The sequence below is a fragment of the Streptomyces sp. NPDC031225 genome, from assembly GCF_055570355.1.
Genome location: NZ_JBVIHJ010000001.1, coordinates 311,474 through 332,439, shown reverse-complemented (window position 1 = coordinate 332,439; position 20,966 = coordinate 311,474). Strand labels below are relative to the sequence as shown.

19 protein-coding genes and 1 pseudogene are annotated in these 20,966 nt (G+C 70.5%); 10 read left to right on the top strand and 10 right to left on the bottom strand.

What is annotated here, in order from left to right; genetic code table 11:
* Positions 1–91 precede the first annotated feature (91 nt).
* From pheS to ACZ48Z_RS01535, 5 genes are all read left to right on the top strand, one after another.
* Positions 92–1,213, top strand: a complete 1,122-nt coding sequence (gene pheS / locus ACZ48Z_RS01555) for a phenylalanine--tRNA ligase subunit alpha (protein WP_468733758.1) — start codon at positions 92–94, stop codon at positions 1,211–1,213.
* The gene (gene pheT / locus ACZ48Z_RS01550) at positions 1,213–3,711 is read left to right on the top strand and encodes a phenylalanine--tRNA ligase subunit beta (protein WP_468733757.1); all 2,499 of its coding nucleotides are present in this window, start codon (positions 1,213–1,215) and stop codon (positions 3,709–3,711) included. Before pheS ends, pheT begins: the two co-directional genes overlap by 1 nt.
* A gap of 261 nt (positions 3,712–3,972) precedes the next feature.
* Positions 3,973–5,046: a PP2C family protein-serine/threonine phosphatase gene (locus ACZ48Z_RS01545; protein ID WP_468733756.1), complete on the top strand. Its 1,074-nt coding sequence runs from the start codon at positions 3,973–3,975 to the stop codon at positions 5,044–5,046.
* Between the two features lie 272 nt (positions 5,047–5,318).
* Positions 5,319–6,659, top strand: a complete 1,341-nt coding sequence (locus tag ACZ48Z_RS01540; protein ID WP_468733755.1) for a transcriptional regulator — start codon at positions 5,319–5,321, stop codon at positions 6,657–6,659.
* 73 nt (positions 6,660–6,732) lie between these two features.
* Entirely contained in the window at positions 6,733–7,272 is a 540-nt protein-coding gene (locus ACZ48Z_RS01535) for an NUDIX hydrolase (RefSeq protein WP_468733754.1), read from the top strand.
* 114 nt (positions 7,273–7,386) lie between these two features.
* On the opposite strand, the gene ACZ48Z_RS01530 is transcribed toward ACZ48Z_RS01535, so the two are convergent.
* Positions 7,387–7,644 carry a hypothetical protein gene (locus tag ACZ48Z_RS01530; RefSeq protein WP_468733753.1) on the bottom strand — a complete coding sequence of 86 codons (258 nt, stop codon included), beginning with the start codon at positions 7,642–7,644 and terminating at the stop codon, positions 7,387–7,389.
* Positions 7,645–7,869: 225 nt separating this feature from the next.
* Positions 7,870–8,775, bottom strand: coding sequence for a 3-hydroxybutyryl-CoA dehydrogenase (locus tag ACZ48Z_RS01525; RefSeq protein ID WP_468733752.1), 906 nt, complete (start codon positions 8,773–8,775; stop codon positions 7,870–7,872).
* Positions 8,776–8,923: 148 nt separating this feature from the next.
* Here ACZ48Z_RS01525 and ACZ48Z_RS01520 point away from each other — a divergent pair, with 148 nt between their 5' ends.
* On the top strand, positions 8,924–10,150 hold the full coding sequence (locus tag ACZ48Z_RS01520; protein ID WP_468733751.1) for a glycoside hydrolase family 10-like protein: 1,227 nt from the start codon (positions 8,924–8,926) through the stop codon (positions 10,148–10,150).
* Position 10,151: 1 nt separating this feature from the next.
* Here ACZ48Z_RS01520 and ACZ48Z_RS01515 read toward each other — a convergent pair whose 3' ends face one another.
* Complete coding sequence (locus ACZ48Z_RS01515) at positions 10,152–10,346, bottom strand: DUF1918 domain-containing protein (RefSeq protein WP_468733750.1); 195 nt, start codon at positions 10,344–10,346, stop codon at positions 10,152–10,154.
* A 92-nt stretch (positions 10,347–10,438) separates the two neighbouring features.
* The gene (locus ACZ48Z_RS01510; protein WP_468733749.1) at positions 10,439–11,350 is read right to left on the bottom strand and encodes a DMT family transporter; all 912 of its coding nucleotides are present in this window, start codon (positions 11,348–11,350) and stop codon (positions 10,439–10,441) included.
* Between ACZ48Z_RS01510 and ACZ48Z_RS01505 the strand changes: the two genes are divergently transcribed.
* Complete coding sequence (locus ACZ48Z_RS01505) at positions 11,349–12,782, top strand: aminotransferase-like domain-containing protein (RefSeq protein ID WP_468733748.1); 1,434 nt, start codon at positions 11,349–11,351, stop codon at positions 12,780–12,782. The two genes, ACZ48Z_RS01510 and ACZ48Z_RS01505, sit on opposite strands and share 2 nt — an antisense overlap.
* On the opposite strand, the gene ACZ48Z_RS01500 is transcribed toward ACZ48Z_RS01505, so the two are convergent.
* Positions 12,779–13,405 carry a DUF6461 domain-containing protein gene (locus tag ACZ48Z_RS01500; RefSeq protein WP_468733747.1) on the bottom strand — a complete coding sequence of 209 codons (627 nt, stop codon included), beginning with the start codon at positions 13,403–13,405 and terminating at the stop codon, positions 12,779–12,781. The genes ACZ48Z_RS01505 and ACZ48Z_RS01500 overlap by 4 nt on opposite strands.
* 84 nt (positions 13,406–13,489) lie before the next feature.
* On the opposite strand from ACZ48Z_RS01500, the gene ACZ48Z_RS01495 reads away from it, so the two are divergent.
* Together ACZ48Z_RS01495 and ACZ48Z_RS01490 are read left to right on the top strand one after the other, a co-directional pair.
* Positions 13,490–13,930, top strand: a complete 441-nt coding sequence (locus ACZ48Z_RS01495; protein WP_468733746.1) for a GNAT family N-acetyltransferase — start codon at positions 13,490–13,492, stop codon at positions 13,928–13,930.
* 73 nt (positions 13,931–14,003) lie between these two features.
* A complete protein-coding gene (locus ACZ48Z_RS01490; protein WP_468733745.1) occupies positions 14,004–14,597 on the top strand; it encodes a histidine phosphatase family protein in 594 nt (197 codons plus the stop codon).
* Here ACZ48Z_RS01490 and ACZ48Z_RS01485 read toward each other — a convergent pair.
* The gene (locus ACZ48Z_RS01485) at positions 14,594–15,043 is read right to left on the bottom strand and encodes a DUF6314 family protein (protein ID WP_468733744.1); all 450 of its coding nucleotides are present in this window, start codon (positions 15,041–15,043) and stop codon (positions 14,594–14,596) included. The two genes, ACZ48Z_RS01490 and ACZ48Z_RS01485, sit on opposite strands and share 4 nt — an antisense overlap.
* Before the next feature lie 139 nt (positions 15,044–15,182).
* Between ACZ48Z_RS01485 and ACZ48Z_RS01480 the strand changes: the two are divergent.
* A pseudogene (locus ACZ48Z_RS01480) lies at positions 15,183–15,998 on the top strand (carbohydrate binding domain-containing protein); the annotation flags it as partial.
* 994 nt (positions 15,999–16,992) lie between these two features.
* On the opposite strand, the gene ACZ48Z_RS01475 reads toward ACZ48Z_RS01480, so the two are convergent.
* The 4 genes from ACZ48Z_RS01475 to ACZ48Z_RS01460 form a co-directional block, all read right to left on the bottom strand.
* On the bottom strand, positions 16,993–18,636 hold the full coding sequence (locus ACZ48Z_RS01475) for a tannase/feruloyl esterase family alpha/beta hydrolase (RefSeq protein ID WP_468733743.1): 1,644 nt from the start codon (positions 18,634–18,636) through the stop codon (positions 16,993–16,995).
* 102 nt (positions 18,637–18,738) lie between these two features.
* A complete protein-coding gene (locus tag ACZ48Z_RS01470; RefSeq protein WP_468733742.1) occupies positions 18,739–19,506 on the bottom strand; it encodes an SDR family NAD(P)-dependent oxidoreductase in 768 nt (255 codons plus the stop codon).
* 14 nt (positions 19,507–19,520) lie between these two features.
* On the bottom strand, positions 19,521–20,159 hold the full coding sequence (locus tag ACZ48Z_RS01465) for an NAD(P)-dependent oxidoreductase (RefSeq protein WP_468733741.1): 639 nt from the start codon (positions 20,157–20,159) through the stop codon (positions 19,521–19,523).
* Positions 20,160–20,368: 209 nt separating this feature from the next.
* Entirely contained in the window at positions 20,369–20,842 is a 474-nt protein-coding gene (locus ACZ48Z_RS01460) for a nitroreductase/quinone reductase family protein (RefSeq protein ID WP_468733740.1), read from the bottom strand.
* Positions 20,843–20,966 lie beyond the last annotated feature (124 nt).

Here is a 20,966-nt window from a genome sequence, read left to right as displayed (position 1 = left end):
TGGCACCTTCGTGTCCCATGGACGGCCCTCCGACCTCTGAGCGAGTCGGTGACGGGGACCTTCAGCCAGCCAATCGGAAGCACGGGAAGAGATGTCGGCACCGAACAAGTCGTACGACCCTGTAGAGGTCGAGGCCCTGAAACCGGAAGAGATCGAGCGCATGCGGGACGAGGCGCTCGCCGCCTTCGCGGCCGCGGACTCGCTCGACGCGCTCCAGGAGGCCAAGGTCGCCCACACCGGCGGCGCCTCCCCGCTGGCCCTCGCCAACCGCGAGATCGGCGCCCTGCCCCCGCACGCCAAGGCAGCCGCCGGCAAGCTCGTCGGCCAGGCCCGGGGCGCGGTCAGCAAGGGCCTCGCCGCCCGCCAGAGCGAGCTGGAGGCCGAGCGGGACACCCGCGTGCTGGTCGAGGAGGCGGTGGACGTCACACTGCCGTACGACCGCGTACCGGCAGGCGCCCGCCACCCGCTCACCACGCTCTCCGAGCGCATCGAGGACGTCTTCGTGGCCATGGGCTACGAGGTCGCCGAGGGCCCGCAGGTCGAGGCCGAGTGGTTCAACTTCGACGCGCTCAACATCGGTCCGGACCACCCGGCCCGCGGTGAGCAGGACACCTTCTTCGTCGAGGGTCCCGAGGGCGGCACCGAGTCCGGCGTCGTGCTGCGCACCCACACCTCGCCCGTGCAGGTCCGCTCGCTGCTCTCCCGCGAGCTGCCGGTGTACGTGATCTGCCCCGGCGTCGTCTACCGCACCGACGAGCTGGACGCCACCCACACCCCGGTCTTCCGCCAGGTCGAGCTGCTGGCCATCGACGAGGGCCTCACCATGGCCGACCTCAAGGGCACCATGGACCACATGGTCCAGTCCCTGTTCGGCGAGGGCATGAAGACCCGGCTGCGCCCGAACTTCTTCCCCTTCACCGAGCCGTCCGCCGAGATGGACATGGTGTGCTACGTCTGCCGCGGCGAGTCCGTCGGCAACCCCGACCGCCCCTGCCGCACCTGCTCCTCCGAGGGCTGGATCGAGCTGGGCGGCTGCGGGATGGTCAACCCCAAGGTCCTCACCGCCTGTGGCGTGGACCCGGAGAAGTACAGCGGCTTCGCCTTCGGGTTCGGCATCGAGCGGATGCTGATGTTCCGCCACAACGTCGAGGACATGCGAGACATGGTCGAGGGTGACGTCCGGTTCACCCGGCCGTTCGGGATGGAGATCTGATGCGGGTCCCGCTTTCTTGGCTGCGGGAGTACGTCGACCTGCCGGCGACCGAAACCGGCCGTGACGTCCAGGCCAAGCTCGTTTCCGCGGGCCTCGAGGTCGAGACCGTCGAGCACCTCGGCGCCGACCTCAAGGGCCCCCTGGTCGTCGGCCAGGTGCTGACCATCGAGGAGCTGGAGGGCTTCAAGAAGCCGATCCGCTTCTGCACGGTGAACGTCGGCCAGGCCAACGGCACCGGCGAGCCGCAGGAGATCGTCTGCGGCGCCCGCAACTTCGCCGTCGGCGACAAGGTCGTCGTGGTCCTCCCGGGCGCCACGCTGCCCGGCGGCTTCTCGATCTCCGCGCGCAAGACCTACGGCAAGACGTCCCACGGCATGATCTGCTCCGGCGACGAGCTGGGCATGGGCGACGACGGCAGCCACGGCATCATCGTGCTGCCCCCGGAGACCGAGGTCGGCAAGGACGCCATCGAGCTCCTGGAGCTGGTCGACGAGGTCCTGGACATCGCCGTCACCGCCAACCGCGGCGACTGCCTGTCCATCCGCGGTGTGGCCCGCGAGGCCGCCATCGCCTACGGCCTGCCGCTCAGCGACCCGGCCCTGCTCGACGTGCCCGGCCCGAACGCCTTCGGTTACCCGGTCGAGGTCTCCGACCCGTTCGGCTGCGACCGCTTCACCGCGCGCACCGTCACCGGTCTGAGCCCCGAGACCCGCTCGCCGATCTGGCTCCAGCGCCGGCTCCAGAAGGTCGGCATGCGCCCGATCTCGCTCGCCGTCGACGTCACCAACTACGTGATGACGGAGCTCGGCCAGCCGCTGCACGCCTACGACCGCACACTCGTCCAGGGCTCCATCCGGGTCCGCCGGGCCGCGCAGGGCGAGCAGATCCAGACCCTCGACGGCGTGACGCGCAAGCTGCACGCCGAGGACCTGGTGATCGTGGACGACCGCGGGCCGATCGGCCTCGCCGGGGTCATGGGCGGCGCCAACACGGAGATCGCCGACCATGCCGAGGGTGAGGGCACCACCGACGTCGTCATCGAGGCCGCCCACTTCGACGCGGTCTCCATCGCCCGTACGGCCCGCCGCCACAAGCTCTCCTCCGAGGCGTCCCGGCGCTTCGAGCGCGGTGTGGACCCGCAGGCCGCCGCCGCTGCCGCGCAGCGCACCGTCGACCTGCTGGTGCTGCTCGCGGGCGGCACCGCCGAGGCCGGTGTCACCGAGGTCGTCGCGCCGTCGGCGCCGCACACCATCAGCGTCCCGGCCGACCACCCCGACAAGGTCGCGGGCGTCGAGTACGGCCGCGAGACCGTCGTACGGCGTCTGCAGGAAGTCGGCTGCGACGTGTACGGGCAGGACGAGCTGATCGTCACCGTGCCGTCCTGGCGTCCCGACCTCCAGGAGATCAACGACCTCGCCGAAGAGGTCATCCGGCTGGAGGGCTACGAGAACCTGCCCTCCACGCTGCCCAGGCCGCCCGCCGGCCGTGGCCTGACCCGGCGTCAGCGGCTGCACCGCCGTACGGGCCGGGTGCTGGCCGGCGCCGGGTACGTCGAGGCGCCGAACTACCCCTTCGTCTCCGAGCAGGTCTTCGACCAGCTGGGCCTCGCGGCCGACGACCCGGCCCGCCGGGTCGTGAAGCTGACCAACCCGCTGAACGACGAGGAGCCCGCGCTCCGTACGTCGCTGCTGCCGGGGCTGCTCGGCGCGCTGCGGCGCAACGGCGGCCGCGGCTCGCACGATCTGGCGCTGTTCGAGACCGGGCTGGTCTTCCTGCCGCGCGAGGAGCAGCGCGTCGCCACGGTGCTGCCCGTCGACCGGCGTCCCACGGACGAGGAGATCGCCGAACTGGACGCCGCGCTGCCGGAGCAGCCGCGCCATGTCGCCGCCGTGCTCGCGGGCGCGCGTGAGCAGGCCGGCTGGTGGGGCGCCGGCCGTCCGGCCGGGTGGGCCGACGCCGTCGAGGCCGGACGCCTTGTCGCGCGTGAGGCCGGGGTCGAACTGGTCGTGCGGGGCGGCCGGTACGGGCCGTGGCACCCCGGGCGGTGCGCCGAGTTCGTGGTCGGTGACACCGTCGTGGGGCACGCCGGTGAGCTGCATCCGCGGGTGGTGAAGGCGTTCGGGCTGCCCGCGCGTACCTGCGCGATGGAGCTGGACCTCGACCTGCTGGAGCGGGTCGGCGACGACACTCCGCAGGCGCCGACCATCTCGACGTTCCCGGTGGCCACGCAGGATGTCGCGCTGGTCGTCCCCCGCGAGGTCCCGCATGCCGATGTGGAGGCCGCGCTGCGGGAAGGCGCGGGTGAACTGCTGGAGGGGATCCGGCTGTTCGACGTGTACGAGAACGCCGACCAGCTGGGCGAGGGCAAGAAGTCGCTGGCGTACGCGCTGCGGTTCCGCGCGGGTGACCGGACGCTGACGGTCGATGAGGCGTCCGCGGCTCGGGATGCGGCTGTTGCCCTTGCGGGCGAGCGGACCGGGGCGGTGCTGAGGGCCTAGTCGCCGTCGGGGTGCGGGGGTCTCGCGGCTGCGGCACCGTCGTGGCTTGTCGCGCCCAGGCGGCGGAGCCGCATATCGATGCGGCCCCGCGCCCCTGGGGTGTGGGGCCGCGCCCGCACACCCCCATATCCGGTTACCTCACTCGATAGGGTGAGTTCTCCTGGTGATCTGGCCCATTCGGTCCATACGCTCGACAGAATCGGACCGGCCTTTCGAGGCCGGTCCGATTGCGTGTGCAGGGCCTGGTTGGGGGCCATCGGCATGATGTGCATCAAGGCTGCGGTCCCCGGGGTGGGGTCGCTGCGCCGTGTGCTGGCGACGGGACTGCCCACCATGTGGGGCGCCGTCGCCGTCACCTACAAGCTGACCTGTCCGCTCGCGCAGCAGGACGCGCTGGGCGCGCGGGTCGTCACCAGTGCCGTGTTCTTCGCGGTGGGCACCGGACTGATCATCCATGTCCGGCACGCCCTGCTGCGTGAACTGCGGCAGGCCCGCCGGGTCGCGGGCGCCGCCCAGAGGGTGCTGCTGCGACCGTTGCCCCCGCGCGTCGACGGGCTGGCCGTCGCCGCGGCCCAGCTCTCCGCCGACCGGGGCGCAGGCATCGGGGGCGACCTGTACGAGGCCGTCGCCACGGAACACGGCGTCCGGGTCGTCATGGGGGACGCCCGAGGACACGGGCTGGCCTCCATCGGTACGGCCGCCGCCGTCCTCGGCAGCTTCCGCGAGGCCGTGCACGACGAGCCCGAGCTCGGCGGCGTGCTGCGCAGACTGGACCGCGCGCTGGGCCGCCACCTCGGAGAGCTGTACCGCGCCGAACACCCCGCTTCGGGCCAGGAACCCGACAGCCCGGCCGCCGAGGAGTTCGTCACCGTACTGCTCCTGGAGATCGGCAGGGACGGCGAGATGCGCGCCCTGAACTGTGGCCATCCCTGGCCGTACTTGATCAGTGGTGCGGTGGTCCAGCCCCTTTCGAGTGCGGATCCTCTGCCGCCCCTCGGCCCGTTCCCGCTGCCCGGCGACCTGTCGGGGCTGCGGTGCGGCCCGCTGCTGCCGGGGGAGACCCTGGTCCTGCACACGGACGGGGCGGAGGACGCGAGGGACGCGCGTGGCCGGTTCTTCTCCCTGACGAAGGCGCTTCAGGAGGCCGTGGACACCCCGCCCCAGGCGGTGTTGGGCACGGTCTTCACGGCGCTGCTGAACCACACGGGAGGCACGCCGAAGGACGACGTCGCCTTACTGGCGCTGCGCAACGACCGTCAGCCCATACAGTCCGCAGGCGCGCCGGGAACCACGCGACAAGGCGCGACGCACCCACAGCCGACCACACACTTGTGACCACGCAGTTTGTGACAACACACCTGGGCCGTCGCCGTCCGCCGAGCCACGGAGTGTCGGGCAGGCGGCACGGCGGACGGCGCGGATACGGGCCGCCGCACTGTACGAGGGGGAGCCGGCGGCCCGGCCGGCCTCTTGCGAGGCATTTCAGTCAACCGGCTGGAAACTCTCCGCAACAGTGCGCACACCCTGCGGATTCGAGCACTCCGTTCACACCCCGTGTGAGCGCGCACGCACTACTCTGTCCGCACCGAGCCACCCGGGGGGCATATATGCAGCCCAATACTCTGCTCGACGCGATCCTCGACGAAGCCGGGATCTCGCACGCGGGGCTTGCCGCACATGTGAATCAGGCCGGGAGGGCACGCGGCCTCGCGCTCAGGTACGAACACACCGCCGTGGCGCGGTGGTTGAAGGGCCAGCGCCCCCGCGGTCAGGTTCCCGACCTGATGTGCGAGGTGCTCGCGGGCCGGCTCCGACGCCCCGTCACCCTCGACGACATCGGCCTCGGCGTGCCGGGCGAACCGTCCGCACCGCACAGCACCTCCCTGTCCGGTTTCGTCGAGCGGGCCACCGCCCTGTGGCGCTCCGACGAACAGCAGCGTCCGCACATCCTGGGCGCCCCCGCGGTCACCGGCACGCCCGCCGTCATGCCCGTGTGGGAGTGGGAGAACCCGCCCGAGGACGTCGACGTGTCCCGCGGCGGCCGGCACCGGGTCACCGCGGCCGACCTCGACATGCTGCGCTCGGCCCGCACCCACTACGAGCAGATGTACCGCAAGGCCGGCGGCATCGCGACCCGCGCCCGGATCGTCGGCTTCCTCAACGCCGAGGCCGCCCCGCTGCTGCGCGGCAGCTACACCGACGAGACGGGCCGCCAACTGCACCGCGCCACCGGCGGACTCGTCGCGGTCGCCGGCATCTGCGCCTACGACTCCGACGCGCACGGCCTGGCCCAGCGCTACTTCCACCAGGCCCTGCGGCTCGCCAAGGCCAGCGGCGACCGCGGACTCGGTGCGTATGTCATCGCGCTGCTCGTCAACCAGTCCCTGTTCATGCGGGAGTACCGCCAGGCCGTCGCCTTCGCCGAGGCCGCGCTGCGTGCCGCGGGCAAGCACATCACCCCGGCGCTCGCCTGCGACCTCTACGCGATGCAGGCCAAGGCGTACGCCCACCTCGGCGACGGCACGACCGCCATGTCCTGCATCCGGCGGGCCGAGCAGGCCGCCGAACGCATCCGGCGCGGATACGAGCCGGACGAGACCGGCTATGTCCAGCCGGGCCTCGTCAACGTCCAGGTGGCGGAGGCGCTCCTCAGCCTCGGTGAACTCGCCGCCGCGGCCGCGCACGCCGCGGCCGCCGTCGGCAACCCGGCCCACGACCGCGGCCGGGTGCACCGGCTCGCCATGCTGAGCACGATCGAACTGCGCCAGGGCAACGCCGACAAGGCGGTGGCCACCGCTGTGCAGATGGCGGAGCAGGCGCGGGGAATGGAGTCGCAGCGCCTGCGCGACAGGCTCAGAGCGGTTCGTGAGCATCTGGTCCGGAGCGGCTGCGCGGGCACGGCCGAGGCAGCCGAACTGATCGACGGGGCGCTGCGCGTACCGATGTAGGCCGGCACGAGACCACCGACCCCATAGTCCCTGCTGCGATATTGCCACTTACTCGACGGAAGGTGGCAGAACCGTGCAGTGGACTAAACAGAACGAACAAACTGTGTATGAAAACCGCTGGTTCAGCGTCAATCTCGCCGATGTCGAGCTGCCGGACGGCCGGCATCTCGACCACTTCCTGATACGGCTGAGGCCCGTCGCCGTCGCCACAGTGGTGAACGCGGCCAACGAGGTCCTCCTGTTGTGGCGCCACCGTTTCATCACGGACAGCTGGGGCTGGGAGCTCGCCGCGGGCGTGGTCGAGGACGGCGAGGACATCGCCGTCGCGGCCGCCAGGGAACTCGAGGAAGAGACCGGCTGGCGGCCGGGGCCGCTCCAGCACCTCATGAGCGTGGAGCCCTCCAACGGGCTCACCGACGCCCGGCACCACATCTACTGGGCCGACGAGGGCGAGTACATCGGGCACCCCGTGGACGACTTCGAATCGGACCGCCGGGAATGGGTCCCCCTGAAACTCGTTCCCGACATGGTCGCCCGTGGGGAGGTCCCGGCCGCCAACATGGCGGCCGCGTTACTGCTGTTGCACCATCTGAGGCTCGGTCAGGACACGTAGGGCCTGTCCGGCGGATCATCCCGGCGTCGCGGCCGGGCCGCACTGTTTCTTTCTGCCGGCCTGATCCGCCGGACAGCCCCCAGTCCTGATCCCCCACCCGGATGTCCCGGAGCCTCAGTGCCCCAGGGTCTGCCAGATCGCCACGACGAGCGCGCCCACGGCGGTGATCACCGAGATCGCGGGCAGCGGCCAACGGGCGTGCTCCAGGGCGATGATTCGTGCGCTCAGATCGTCGATCTCCTTGTCCGTCTCCTCCGTACGATGACTCAGCAGAGCCAGTCCGCCCTCGACGCGTGCGTACGCGACATCGAGGCGGCGTCGTAACTCTGCGAGTTCTCCGTGGATCACGGGATGCTCCGGGTCGGCGGTCACGAGTCCGCTCCTTTCCGTAGTCGTCACATCCCTTGCATGCGCATGAAGAGTCAACTCGCCTGGTGGGCGCTGCGGGAGAGTGTGCGAGGGGCATATGCGGGCCCGGCGCGCACACGGTGTGTGAATGACACGGGCCCGGCGCTCGAAAAGCGCCGGGCCCGCGATGGTCGCACTGTGTCATCAGCACCCTGAAACGGGCACTGTGCAATCTGCCCTGAGCCGTGCTCAGTCGTAGGTGTAGAAGCCCGAGCCGGACTTGCGGCCCAGCCGGCCCGCGTCGACCATGCGCTGGAGCAGCGGGGGAGCGGCGTACAGGGGCTCCTTGTACTCCTCGTACATCGAGTAGGCGACCGAGGCGACGGTGTCGAGGCCGATCAGGTCGGACAGCTTCAGCGGGCCCATCGGGTGGGCGCAGCCGAGTTCCATGCCGTTGTCGATGTCCTCACGGCTCGCGATGCCCGACTCGAACATCCGGATCGCGGAAAGGAGATACGGGATCAGCAGGGCGTTGACCACGAAGCCCGAGCGGTCCTGGGCGCGGATCGCGTGCTTGCCGAGCAGCTTCTCGGCGAACGCCTGGGCGCGGGCCAGCGTGCCCTCGGAGGTGGTGAGCGCCGGGATCAGCTCGACGAGCTTCTGCACCGGGGCCGGGTTGAAGAAGTGGATGCCGACGACCTGGTCGGGCCGCGAGGTGGCGACCGCCAGCCGCACCAGCGGGATGGAGGACGTGTTGGAGGCCAGGATCGCGTCCGGGCGGGTCACCACCTGGTCAAGGACCTGGAAGATCTCGGTCTTCACCTGCTCGTTCTCGACGACGGCCTCGATGACCAGGTCGCGGTCGGCGAACTCGCCGAGGTCGGTGGTGAAGCTGAGGCGTGCCTGCGTGGCCGCCAGCTCGTCCGCCGAGATCTTGCCGCGCTCGGCGGCCTTGGTCAGGGAGTTGAGCAGCCGGGTGCGGCCGAACTCCAGGGCCTCGCCGGTGGTCTCGGCGACCTTGACGTCCAGACCGGCGCGGGCGCACACCTCGGCGATGCCCGCCCCCATCTGGCCGCAGCCCACCACTCCGACGCGCGCGATGTCTCCCGCCGGGAAGTCCGTCACATCGTCCCTTTCACTGGTTCTTCGCCTCATGGCAGGTCGGCCGTGTCCGGTTCCTGCTCCGTTCGTGCACGTTACTCCCAAGTATCGATGATCGATCACCGGGGTCGGTCATCCGTCGGGCATTCTGGGGCCCGGAGACGATCCGTGAGCGCGGATCCAGGGAGTTGGGGGAGTGCACATGGGACATCTGTCACGCCGGGCCTTCGCGCTGGCCGCGCTGTCGACCCTGACGACGGCCTCGACAGCCGCGGCCGTGCCACGGCGTCCGTGGTGGGCGCCGACCGAGATGCGGGGCGTGTGGCTGGCCACCGTGTCCAACCGGGACTGGCCGTCGAAGGCGGGACTGACCGCCGCGCAGCAGCGTGCGGAGCTGATCGCGCACCTCGACCGGGCGGCGGCGGACCGCCTGAACGCGGTGATGTTCCAGGTACGGCCCACCGCCGACGCCCTGTGGCCCTCGCCGTACGAGCCCTGGTCGCAGTACCTCACCGGCACCCAGGGCAAGAACCCCGGCTGGGACCCGCTCGGCACGGCGGTCACCGAGGCTCACCGCAGGGGCCTGCAACTGCACGCCTGGTTCAACCCGTACCGCATCGCCAACCACACGGATCCGACGAAGCTGGCCGCCTCCCACCCCGCGCGCACGCACCCGGACTGGGTGGTGCCGTACGGCGGGAAGCTCTACTACAACCCGGGGCTGCCCGCGGTCCGGGCCTTCGTCGAGAACGCGATCCTCGACGCGGTGCACAAGTACCCGGTGGACGCGGTCCACTTCGACGACTACTTCTATCCGTACCCGGTGGCCGGCCAGACCTTCGACGACGACGCCGCCTACGACCGGTACGGCGGGGACTTCACCAACCGGGCCGACTGGCGGCGGGACAACATCGACAAGCTGGTCCTGGAGACGGCGGCCGCCATCAAGCGGATCCGGCCCGGCACCCGGTTCGGCATCAGCCCCTTCGGGGTGTGGCGCAACGCCGCCACCGATCCGCTCGGCTCGGACACCCGCGCGGGAGTGCAGTCGTACGACGACAACTTCGCGGACACCCGCAAGTGGGTGCGTGAGGGCTGGATCGACTACATCGTGCCCCAGCTCTACTGGCACATCGGCTTCGCGGCCGCCGACTACGCCGAGCTGGTGGCCTGGTGGGCGAAGCAGGCGCAGGGCAGCAGGACCAAGCTGTACCTGGGCGAGGCCCTGTACAAGGCGGGGGATCCGGCACAGCCCGCGGCCTGGCAGGACCCCGCCGAGCTGTCGCGGCACCTCACGCTGGCGCGCCGGTACAAGCAGGCGCGCGGGCATGTCTTCTTCGCCGCCCGCGAGGTCGCCTCCGATCCGATCGGGGCCATGGCACGGGTGGTCGCCGACCACTATCAGAAGCCGGCGACCGCGCTGCGCTGAGTCACCGGCCGGTCTGCCGGTGCCGGATCTCGGTGTCGGGGCCGGGTGAGCAGACGCCCTCGTGCCCGTCCTCGAAACGGACGCGGTACGGGGGATCGCCTGCGTGGCCCATCACCTCGACGATCTCGCCGACCTTGTCCTGCTGTCCGACCACCCTGCCGTGCTGGACAAGCTGGTCGCCCACGGTTGCGCGCATCAGCGGTGCCTCCTCACCAAGTCCGGGAGCGGCGGTTCGTGGCCCCGATCTTACGGCGCGGGGGCCGGTTGGGACCGGCGAGTGCACGCCGGTCAGCCCCGCGCCCGCTGGGTGACGGCGATGCACACGAGCACCGCTGCGGCCGTCAGCGGGGCGGCCACCGTCAGGTGCTCGCCGAGCAGCAGCACCGACCACACCAGTGTGAGCAGGGGCTGGGCCAGCTGCAACTGGCTGGCCCTGGGGACCCCGATCGCCGCCATGCCCCGGTACCAGACGACGAGGCCGAGGAACTGCGAACCCACCGCCACCCACAGCAGCCCGGCGACGCTGTGCGCGGTCAGCCGCACGGGCTCGTAGGACAGGGCGAGCGCCGCCGCGGGCACGCTGAAGGGCAGGCACAGCACCAGCGCCCAGGCGATGACCTGCCAGCCCGGCATGACCCGGGCCAGCCGGCCACCCTCGGTGTAACCGGCCGCGCAGACCAGGAGGGCGGCGAAGAGATACAGGTCGGCGCCGGTGAGGGCGCCACCGCTCTGCTGCACGGTGAAGGCGACCACCGCGGCGGCGCCCGCGAGGGCGGCGGCCCAGAAGGTGCGCGAGGGGCGGGTGCCCATGCGCAGGGCGGACAGCAGCGCGGTCGTCAGGGGGAGCAGACCGACCACGACCGCGGCGTGCGCGGTGGTCGAGGTCCGCAGGGCGAGCGTGGTCAGCAGCGGGAAGCCGACGACGACTCCGGCGGCGACGACCGCGAGCCCGGGCCGGTCGCGGCGGCTCGGCACGGGCACGCGCAGCGCCAGCAGGCAGCCGCCCGCGATCAGCGCCGCGAGGACGCTCCGGACCGCGACGAGGGACCACGGCCCGAAGCCCTCCAGGCCCCATGCCGTGGCGGGGAACGTGAGGGAGAACGCGGCGACGCCGAGGGCGGCCCAGAGGGTGCCGAAGGTCTTCTTGGGGACGTCGACCGCTATCCTCGTGGGTGCAGTAGCGCTACTCTCTGCTCTCATGCAAGAGCGTAGCAGCGTTGATGAACTGGCAGTACGGCTCAGGCAAGAGCTCGACCGCTACTCTCCCGGTGGAAAGCTCCCGTCGAGCCGGGCCCTGGTCGACCGCTTCCGGGTCAGCCCGGTCACCGTCTCCCGCGCCCTTGCCCAGCTCGCCGCCGAGGGCCTGGTGATCACCCGGCCCGGCGCAGGGGCCTTCCGCGCACCGGCGCGTACCGCCGCGGCTCCGGCCGGGGACACCTCGTGGCAGGAGGTCGCGCTGAGCGCGGACGGCGCCGCCGACCGCGTACCGCGCTCGGTGGACGCGTCCGGCGTCCTGGTCTCGCTGGCCGCCCCGCCTCCGGGGGTGATCGAGTTCAACGGCGGCTATCTGCATCCCTCTTTGCAGCCGGAGCGTGCGATGTCCGCGGCGCTGGCCCGTGCCGGCCGCCGCCCCGGCGCCTGGGGACGGCCGCCCACGGAGGGCCTGCCGGAACTGCGCGAGTGGTTCGCGCGGAACATCGGTGGCGCGGTCACGGCGGCGGAGGTACTGATCAGCGCGGGCGGTCAGTCGGCGCTCACGACGGCGTTGCGCGCCCTGGCCCCGCCCGGCGCACCCGTGCTCGTCGAGTCGCCCACCTATCCGGGCATGCTGGCCATCGCCCGCTCGGCGGGCCTGCGGCCGGTCCCCGTCCCGGTGGACGCCGACGGCGTCAAGCCCGCCCTGCTCGCCGACGCGTTCCGGGCGACCGGCGCCCGGGTGTTCGTCTGCCAGCCCCTGTTCCAGAACCCGACCGGCGCGGTGCTGGCCCCCGAGCGCCGGGGCGAGGTGCTGCGGATCGCCCGCGAGGCCGGCGCGTTCGTCGTAGAGGACGACTTCGTACGACGGCTCGTGCACGAGGACGCCGGCCCGCTGCCGCGCCCGCTGGCCGCCGACGATCCCGACGGAGTCGTCGTCCACGTCGGCTCACTGACCAAGGCGACCTCGCCCAGCTTCCGGGTGAGCGCCCTGGCCGCACGCGGCCCGGTCCTGGAACGCCTGCGTGCCATCCAGATCGTCGACACCTTCTTCGTCCCCCGCCCCCTCCAGGAAGCGGCCCTCGAACTCGTCGGCTCACCGGCCTGGCCCCGCCATCTGCGGTCCGTGTCGACGGAGTTGAAGGCCCGACGCGACGCGATGACCACCGCCCTGCGCCTGGACCTTCCCGAACTCGCCCTTCCGCACATCCCGTCGGGCGGCTACCACCTGTGGCTGCGCCTGCCGGACGGCACGGCCGAGACGGCTCTGACGGCCGCGGCTCTTCGCGCGGGCGTCGCGATCACTCCCGGGCGCCCGTACTTCAGCGCTGAACCTCCCGCCGGACACGTCCGGTTGAGCTTCGCGGCGGTGGCGGGCCCGCAGGAGATCCAGGAAGGCGTACGCCGGTTCCGGACCGCCTGCGACGAGGTGCTCTAGCCGCGCGGCACCGGCGCGAGTCCGCACAGGAACCCGGCGGTGGCGAAGAGCTCCGGGGTCAGGCGTATGCCGGTGAGGCGGTGGGCGAGGGCGAAGGAGGCCCCGGTCAGCGTCGCGTAGTAGGCGTCGTGGTCGCCGTCCTCGTCGCGCTCGGCCAGGTCCAGTCCCGACTCCCGCATCTCGGTGAGGAGTTCGTCGGGATGACTGCCGTAGCGCGCGTCGGCGAACAGGGGCTCGAAGTGCAGGCGCAGATCGCCGTTCTCGTACCAGCAGAAGTGGTCCACGGCGTTGACGTTGAGGAAGTGCGAGACCACCCTGCGGCCGCGTGAGACGGGCAGCATGGCCTCGTGGGTGACGCCGAGGAAGCCGTTGTACTCGACCATCAGCGTCCAGTCGGCCACCGCCGTCGCGCAGACGAACAGCCGGCCGGGCTCGGCGACCTCGTACGACGGACCGCCCAGCGCCTCCACGCCGACGATCCGGCTCCGCCCTTCGGCGCCCAGCTCCTCCAGCAGCTCCTCGGGCGTGATGTCGCGGACCAGCGTGACGCAGTACGCCTCCATCAGGAACTCGTACCGCTCCTTCAGCCACCCGTAGTCCGTGGCGGTCGTCATTGCCGTCATGTCCGCAGCATCGCACCCGGCACTGACAACGGCCCTCGGGAAAACCGTTCGACGCCGACATCCACGGCCTGTAAATCTGCCGACATGACCGACACCCCGCCCCTCGCCGAGGGCTACGAGATCTCCACCGACACAGGCCGCGTCGACGCCGGACGTGTGCACCGGTGGCTGTCCACCGACGCGTACTGGGCGCTCGGGCGGTCACGGGAGAAGCAGGACCGGGCGATCGCCGCGTCGCTCAACTTCGGGGTGTACGAGGTGGTTTCGGGTGATCAGGTGTCTTATGCCCGAGTGGTCACCGACCTGGCGAGCTTCGCGTGGCTGTGCGACGTGTACGTGGACCGTTCCGTGCGGGACAAGGGGATCGGCACGGCGCTGGTCGGCGCCGTGCGTGAGCACCTGCGGCCGTACGACCTCCGGCGCATCCTGCTCGCCACCCACGACGCCCACGGGGTGTACGAGAAGCTGGGGTTCGCGCCGCTGGCCGAGCCGGATCGGTGGATGGCTCTGCTCTTCGACCGGTGAGGCCGTTCGCATCCTGGGTAACTCCCCGGTAACGCCTCTTGACCTGCGCACTTTCGCGGCTCACGATCGCCGCATGCAACTTCGGGTCACGTTCGTCGCCGCCGCGAGAAGCTCCTCGCTGCTCACCGAGCGCTTCGAGGACGACCGCCCGCTCGACCAGGCCGGCTGGGACGAGGTGCTGGCTGCGGCCCGCGATCTGCTGCCGCTCGCGGCGGCCGAGCTGCGCTACTGCTCACCGACGCCGCGCAGCCGCGCCACCGGGGACGCCCTCGGCTACTCCCCGCTGGTCCAACTCGCCCTGCGGGACTGTGACATGGGGCGCTGGCGCGGGCTGACGCTCGGCGAGGCGATGGCCCGGGAGCCGGAGGCCGTGGACGCCTGGCTCGCGGACCCGCGTGCGACCCCGCACGGCGGTGAGTCGCTGCTCGACTTCATCACCCGCGTCGGTGAGTGGCTCGACACCCGGCCCGTCGGTGACGGCGGCCGTATCGTCGCCGTCGCCGAACCCGCCGTGATCCGCGCCGCCATGGTGTACGCCCTGAAGGCACCGCCGTCGAGCTACTGGAACATCGACGTACGTCCCCTGTCGGCGATCACCGTCACCGGCCGCGCCCGCCGCTGGAGCCTGCGCCTCGAGGGGGTGCCGGTCCAGCCCGCGCGACCCTAGCCGGCGGTCTCGCGGGTGTGGTCCGTCGTCAGGACGAGGTCCTTGGCCGGGCCGCCGATCCGCCACACCGTGCGCCAGTGGTCCGCGTCCAGGACGGTGAACTCGCCGCGGTAGAGGTCTGCCGCGCACGGGTGGTCGGCGACATGGTGCCCGCGGGTCAGATCCAGGCCGTGGAAGGGGCGCCCGTCGGAGAAGCGGACGTCCACCGTGCCCGGTGTCGCGCCCGGCAGGAAGCGGAGGGTCCGTTCGGCGGGGCGCGGCACGTCCCGCCAGGTGAAGGTGCCCGACTCCTCGGACAGCAGGCCGCCGCCCTCCAGTTGGCCGAAAGCGGTCGTACCGGAGAAGCGCCCTTCGTCACCGCTCGCCAGATCCCGAACGGTTCGCTCGGTCCGCCAGCTCCCGGCCAGATAGCTCAACGCATCCGCCACTGGCCAGAACGCATCCACCGGTCCCTCACTTCCGACACTTTCGGTACCACGCGCCCCGTTGACGCTCCGGTTTCCCTCTCCCTATGTTGCCGTTCGAAGTGCTGATCGCAGTCCGATATCTCGAACACCCCTTTCGACAGAGAGCCGCGGAGCATCCATGTCACGCACCCGCTGGAGACTCGGTCTCAGCGCCACCGCCCTGCTGGTGGCCGCCGGTCTGGTCCCCGCCCCCGCCCATGCCGAGGACGTCACCGACTACGCGATCACCGTCGACCCGTCCGCCAAGGGCGCGAAGATCGACGACACCATGTACGGCGTCTTCTTCGAGGACATCAACCGGGCCGCCGACGGCGGTCTGTACGCCGAACTCGTGCAGAACCGGTCCTTCGAGTACTCGACCGCCGACAACTCCTCGTACACCCCGCTGACCTCGTGGACGGTCGACGGCGCGGCCCAGGTCGTGGACGACGACGGACGGCTGAACGCGCGCAACCGCAACTACCTCTCCCTGACGGCCGGTTCGTCCGTCACGAACGCCGGATACAACACCGGGCTGCACATCGACGAGGGCAAGAAGTACGACTTCTCGGTGTGGGCCCGGGCCGCGGCCGGCAGCGCGTTGAACGTGTCGCTCCAGGACGCCGACGGCACCCTGGCCACCGCCCGCAAGGTGACCGTGACGAAGAGCGGCTGGGCCCGGTACACGGCCACCTTCACCGCCACCCGCACCAGCTCCGGGGGGCGCCTCACCGTGGCCTCCACCGCCGCGGCCGCGCTCGACATGGTGTCCCTCTTCCCGCGCGACACCTACCGCGGTGAACCCAACGGCCTGCGCAGGGACCTCGCCGAGAAGATCGCCGCCCTGCACCCGGGCTTCGTGCGCTTCCCGGGCGGCTGCCTGGTGAACACGGGCTCCATGGAGGACTACAGCGAGGCCTCGGGCTACCAGCGCAAGCGGTCGTACCAGGAGAAGTAGCTTCTGATCTTCTGGTGTCTCATTTATGCAGGTCAGGGCAATGACGCGGAGGTGCGGGGTCGAAGTGGGGGCGAAAAAGGCTAATGACTACTTCAGTAGTCGGTATTTCTGACACGCGCGGGCCAGGACGCGGAGCGGGATGCTGACGGAAGTGCGGAGCCTGCGAGCGGGTCCTTGGTCTGCGGGTGGTACACGGTTGGTAGGCCGTTGAGCAGCGGATGTAGCCTCAATCGAGGCGGAGAGCGGCTTGTCGGCCCGGGAATGGTCCGGATCTTGATCGGGGGCCGGTGCCGACGAACGCACTCCGCCTGTCCAAGGCGTGCATCGTCTCCCTGTCCGACCTGACCCTGTCGACAGGCCCGGAGCCTCGTCGTACTGGTGGTCCTGCGCCGGGCATATCGCGCATGTTTGACTACGCCTCGGATTAAACCCGGCGTACGGCCCGGCTCGTCTGCCGCTCCGCATTCTTGCAGGCCAGCGGCCCAGGGCGGCTTCGCCGCCCGCCGTGGGGCGAGTAAATGGGCAGGACGCACACCCCGTAACCCTTGATCAACACCGCGCCGCGGGGCGGCAACACAGGAGGCGAGGTCAGCTACCTGCGGTTTTGCCCACGCCGGTTCGTATTTACGCGTCAGGAACCCAGGCCGCTGCGCGGGCCGCCGTGGAGGCGGGAAAATGGGTCTGCTCCGTCCGGAACGCCGGTTTCACTGTGATGCCTGTGAGCTCGCGCGTCAGGATGGCGATGGGGATCGCTGACAGGGATCGCGGAAGATTTCAAGTCCAGTGAGACGGCCGGGCATGCCTTAACCGGCAGCTCTTCCGGGCACAGTGGAATCTGCCGGTCGCGGGACCGTTGGTGACTTGCCGGGGTGGACCGGCGTCCAGTCCAGTCCGCTGGAGTGGACCAGACCGGCGGTGTGTGCCTTGTCGGGGAACAGGGACCGCATGCACACGAGTGGGGTGCGGCAGGTCTCGTGCGATCTGCACCAGCTCAAACGGCGCCGACGGTGAAGCTCGAGGCGTCGTTGGGGTCGCCCTGGCCGTCGTAGAGGGGGACGGTCGGGTAGGCGTATACCGGTCTGGTCGTGGTGATCTGTCCGGTGGCGAGGTCGTGGCCCTCGCCGATGATGAGGTCGGGGGCCTTGGCGTTCTCGACCCACTCCATGAGCGCGATGACGCCGTTGGCGAGGGTCAGGCCGGGGCCGGGGGTGGGGAAGGCGTGGCCGTCACCCGCGGAGACGAACAGGCGCGCGAACCTCGCCGTCTCTTCCTCGCCGCCCATGGTTTCCTGGACTCGCTGGTAGTAGTGGATCGTTCCCTGCGGCAGGATCAGCTGGTCGTCACCGCCATGCGAGATGATCAGCTTGCCGCCGTTGTGGTAGAAGCGGGAGAGGTCGGGATCGTCGGTGGCGACCTCGGTGAATTCGTCCACCGCTTGCTGGAAGAGTTCCTCGAACTGCTCGAAGGTGAGCGTGGTCCAGTCCCAGGCCGGGTCGCGAAGCAGCCATCGGTACCACGATTCGACGATGTAGAACGGCACGGCGGCGAGCCTGCCGTCGACTTCGGCCGTCGTGCACAGGCCCATGCCCAGGACGTTGTCCCCCCAGCTTTCGGTGCCGGGGCGCAGTCCGTACCAGAGCCACTCGCCGGTCGAGGTTCTCGGGCCGTCCCATATCTCGCGGATGACGTCGGCGTCGGCGTCGGTGATCTGGCCCGCGGCCGTCTGCGTCCCGACGAGCTGACGGGGATCGAACTCGCTGGGCTCGAAGGGGCCGAGGATTCCGTCCTTGAGGCCGTCGGCTCCGTCGCAGGCGGCGATGGCCGCCGCGCGGAACGCCCGCAGTTTGGCTGGGGGCAGGGGGTTGTCGTGTTCCTTCATGACCAGTGCGGGCCATATGCCGGCGGGGATCATCCGCGTCCAGTTGACGGCAGGGTCCGCTGCCCAGATGCCGTCGTAGTCCTCGGGGTAGCGCTGCGCCTCGGCCAGTGCCTGTCGGCCTCCGCCGGATTCGCCCTGGAAGTAGGAGTAGCGCGGTGAGCGGCCGTGGATGGCCTCCGTGACCGCCTTGCCTATCGCCGTCATGTCGTGGGTGCTGCGATGTGCCCAGTTGCGGATCAGCTCCTGGTCCAGCTCTCCGGTCTTCGCGTCGAGCGCCCACTCGTTCTCGCGCGGGTCGCGGTTGCCGGCGTCCGTCATGGCCGCGGCGAATCCGTTGCGGATCGCGGTGGGCAGCGTCATCATCCGCATCAACGGGTGCGAAAGCCACCCGAGCGTGGTGCGGGTGCCGCCGCCGCCGACGCCGAAGAAGCGCTCGTTCCAGTCGAGCGGTACCCAGACCGTGATGTGCGCGACGTGCCCGCCCGGAGTCTGCTGCTCGACGAGCACATCGCAGAACTCCGGTAGCCCGCTGATGACGGAAGTGGGCAGGGGCAGCCCCATGCCGGACGACGGCGTGGTGAACTCGCCACTGGTGTTCAGCGTGACCGAGACGACCGTGACTGCGCCGAGATGGGCAATGGCGTCCTGAACGGCCTGCACCGTGCACCGGTCGGCAATGTTCGGTGGCCTGGACGGCGGGTCCATCGAGACCCATTCCGTGAGGCTCTTTTTGGCGATGCGGAGGTGATCGCTCATGCTGTGCCTTTCATCGCTGAAAGATCGAATTTGTGTACACGGTCATGCCGTCACGGAGCGGTGCAGTCGCCATCGCGTCCACAGAGGAAGGGACCGAAGGGCTCAGACTGCGGACCAGCCGTTGTCGACCGGGAGAATGACGCCGTTGATGTTGCTGGCGCTGTCGGAGGCAAGGAAGACGATGGCGGCAGCCTGCTCATCGGCACTTGCCGGGCGGCCGAAGTTGCCGGCGTAGCGGCCGATCACGGACGGGCCATGAGCGCTTTCCTCGGCGTCGACCTCAATGCCGGTCACCGTGCCGCCGGGCGCGATGGCGTTGGTGCGTATGCCCTTGTCGCGGTACATGACGGCGAGGGACTTGGTCAGTCCCACGATGCCGTGCTTGGAGACGGTGTACGCGGTGCCGGCGGCGCTGCCGCGCAGGGAGGCCTCGGAGGCGGTGAACACGATGGCGCCGTTGCCGCCGGCGAGGAGGTGGGGCAGTGCCGCGCGGGTGAGCAGGAACGGTGCCGTGAGGTTGATCCGCAGTACGCGCTCCCACTCGTCGTCGCCGGTGTCGGCGGCGGCGGACATCCTGTCCATGATGCCGGCGTTGTTGACCAGCACGTCGATGCCGCCGAAGGCATCGTTGGCGGTGGTGACGACCTGGTTGACGACGTGCTGGTCACTGAGGTCCCCGATCACGGTGACGGCGGTGGCGCCGGCCACGGTGATCTCGTCGGCCACAGTCTTGGCACCGTCGGCGTTGATGTCCGCGAGGACGAGGCGTGCGTCCTGTGCGGCGAAGCGCAGGGCGGTGGCGCGGCCGATGCCCGAGCCCGCGCCGGTGATGACGACGACCTTGCCGGACAATCCGGTGCTGAGTCTCACGGCTGGGTTCTCCTTCAGTTGCTGATGGCGGGCATGGCGCGGCGGTAACGCGGGTCGGTGAGCTGAGAGACGAGGAAGGAGGCGATGTCCGCGCGGGTCATCGCCGAACCGACCTTGTCGTGGCCCAGGAAGCCGGACTTGATGCGGCCGGTGGCGGGTTTGTCGACCGGGTTGGTGATCCGGGCGATGGTGTAGTCGAGCGGGGAGGACGTGACGGCCTCGGTCATGCCCTTCAGCTCGGTCAGGGCATTGGGGAAGGCGAGCTTGGCCATGACGGGCAGGACCTTGGGCTTCCAGTGCGGTTTGTCGTGGGGGTCGGCCAGCGAGGGGGTGGCCAGGCCGATGAACCGGGTGATGTCCTCGGCGCGCATGGCGTCGACGATGGTGCGGGTGCCGTCAGTGATGGCGGTGCCCTTCTCGGACCGTTTCAGCGACGGGCCGAGTGCGCTGATCACCGCGTCCGCGCCCGCCACGGCCTTGCGGACTGTTGCGGTGTCGGTGAGTTGGCCGGTGACCACGGTCAGGTTCTCGTCGGCGAGGGTGAGTTTGGCGGGGGTCCGGACGTAGGCGGTGACGTGGTGCCCGGCGTCCAGCAGTTGATGGACGACCAGGTGGCCGATGGTGCCGCTGGCGCCGAAGACGGTGACATGCATCAGGTGCTCCAACAGTGAGGTTCAGAAGGGGTGGGAGCCGAGGGCTCCCGATGACGACAGCCATGAGCGGCAGTACGGCGTTGCGGGTGAGGACTCGCGGGTCGGTGGCACCCGTGATGAGCGACACGGCTGATGGATCCATCCGTGAGCGGTGGCAGGTCGGTCCGAAAGGGGGCCAGACCGCGCTCCGCCAGCGTCATCCGCGCCGTTCAGGTCTGGAGCCGGAAGAGGACGAAGCGGCTCCGTCCGCCGGCCGCATTCAGCTCTTCGGGCGTGGGTTTGCGGTCGCCGGGCAGGCCGAGCATCTTCGCCTCGCGCGGCGTCTTGCGGTCGGCGAACTCGGCGAGCAGGGCGGTGATCGCGGTGCGATCTTCGATCACAGTGGGCACGGCCACGTACTCCCGGCCGCGGATGCGCAGGTGGACGGTCGGGCCGGTGCGCAGGTTGGGGATCCAGGTGTTCTGCGAGGACGTGGCCAGGACCGTGCCCGGCTCCCAGTCGAAGTAGCCGACGGGGATGGTGATGCGGCGCCCGGACTTGCGGCCGGTGTAGGTCAGCAGCATCAGGAATCTGCTGAGGATGCCGTGCAGACGCGAGGCGAGCAGCGGGCGGACCAGGCGGTTGGCCGCCCGGAACAACGCGACCGGGGGCCGCTTGCGTCGGGTGGTGTCGGCTTGGCTCATCAGGGCTCCAGTGGGGGAATGCCTGGTGGTGGGCAAGGACCGGGCCGGGGGCGGGGGGGGGGGGGGGGGGGGAGAACGACAGGATGGTCTTGGAGGGGGCGCCTGATGCGACGGTTCCAACCCC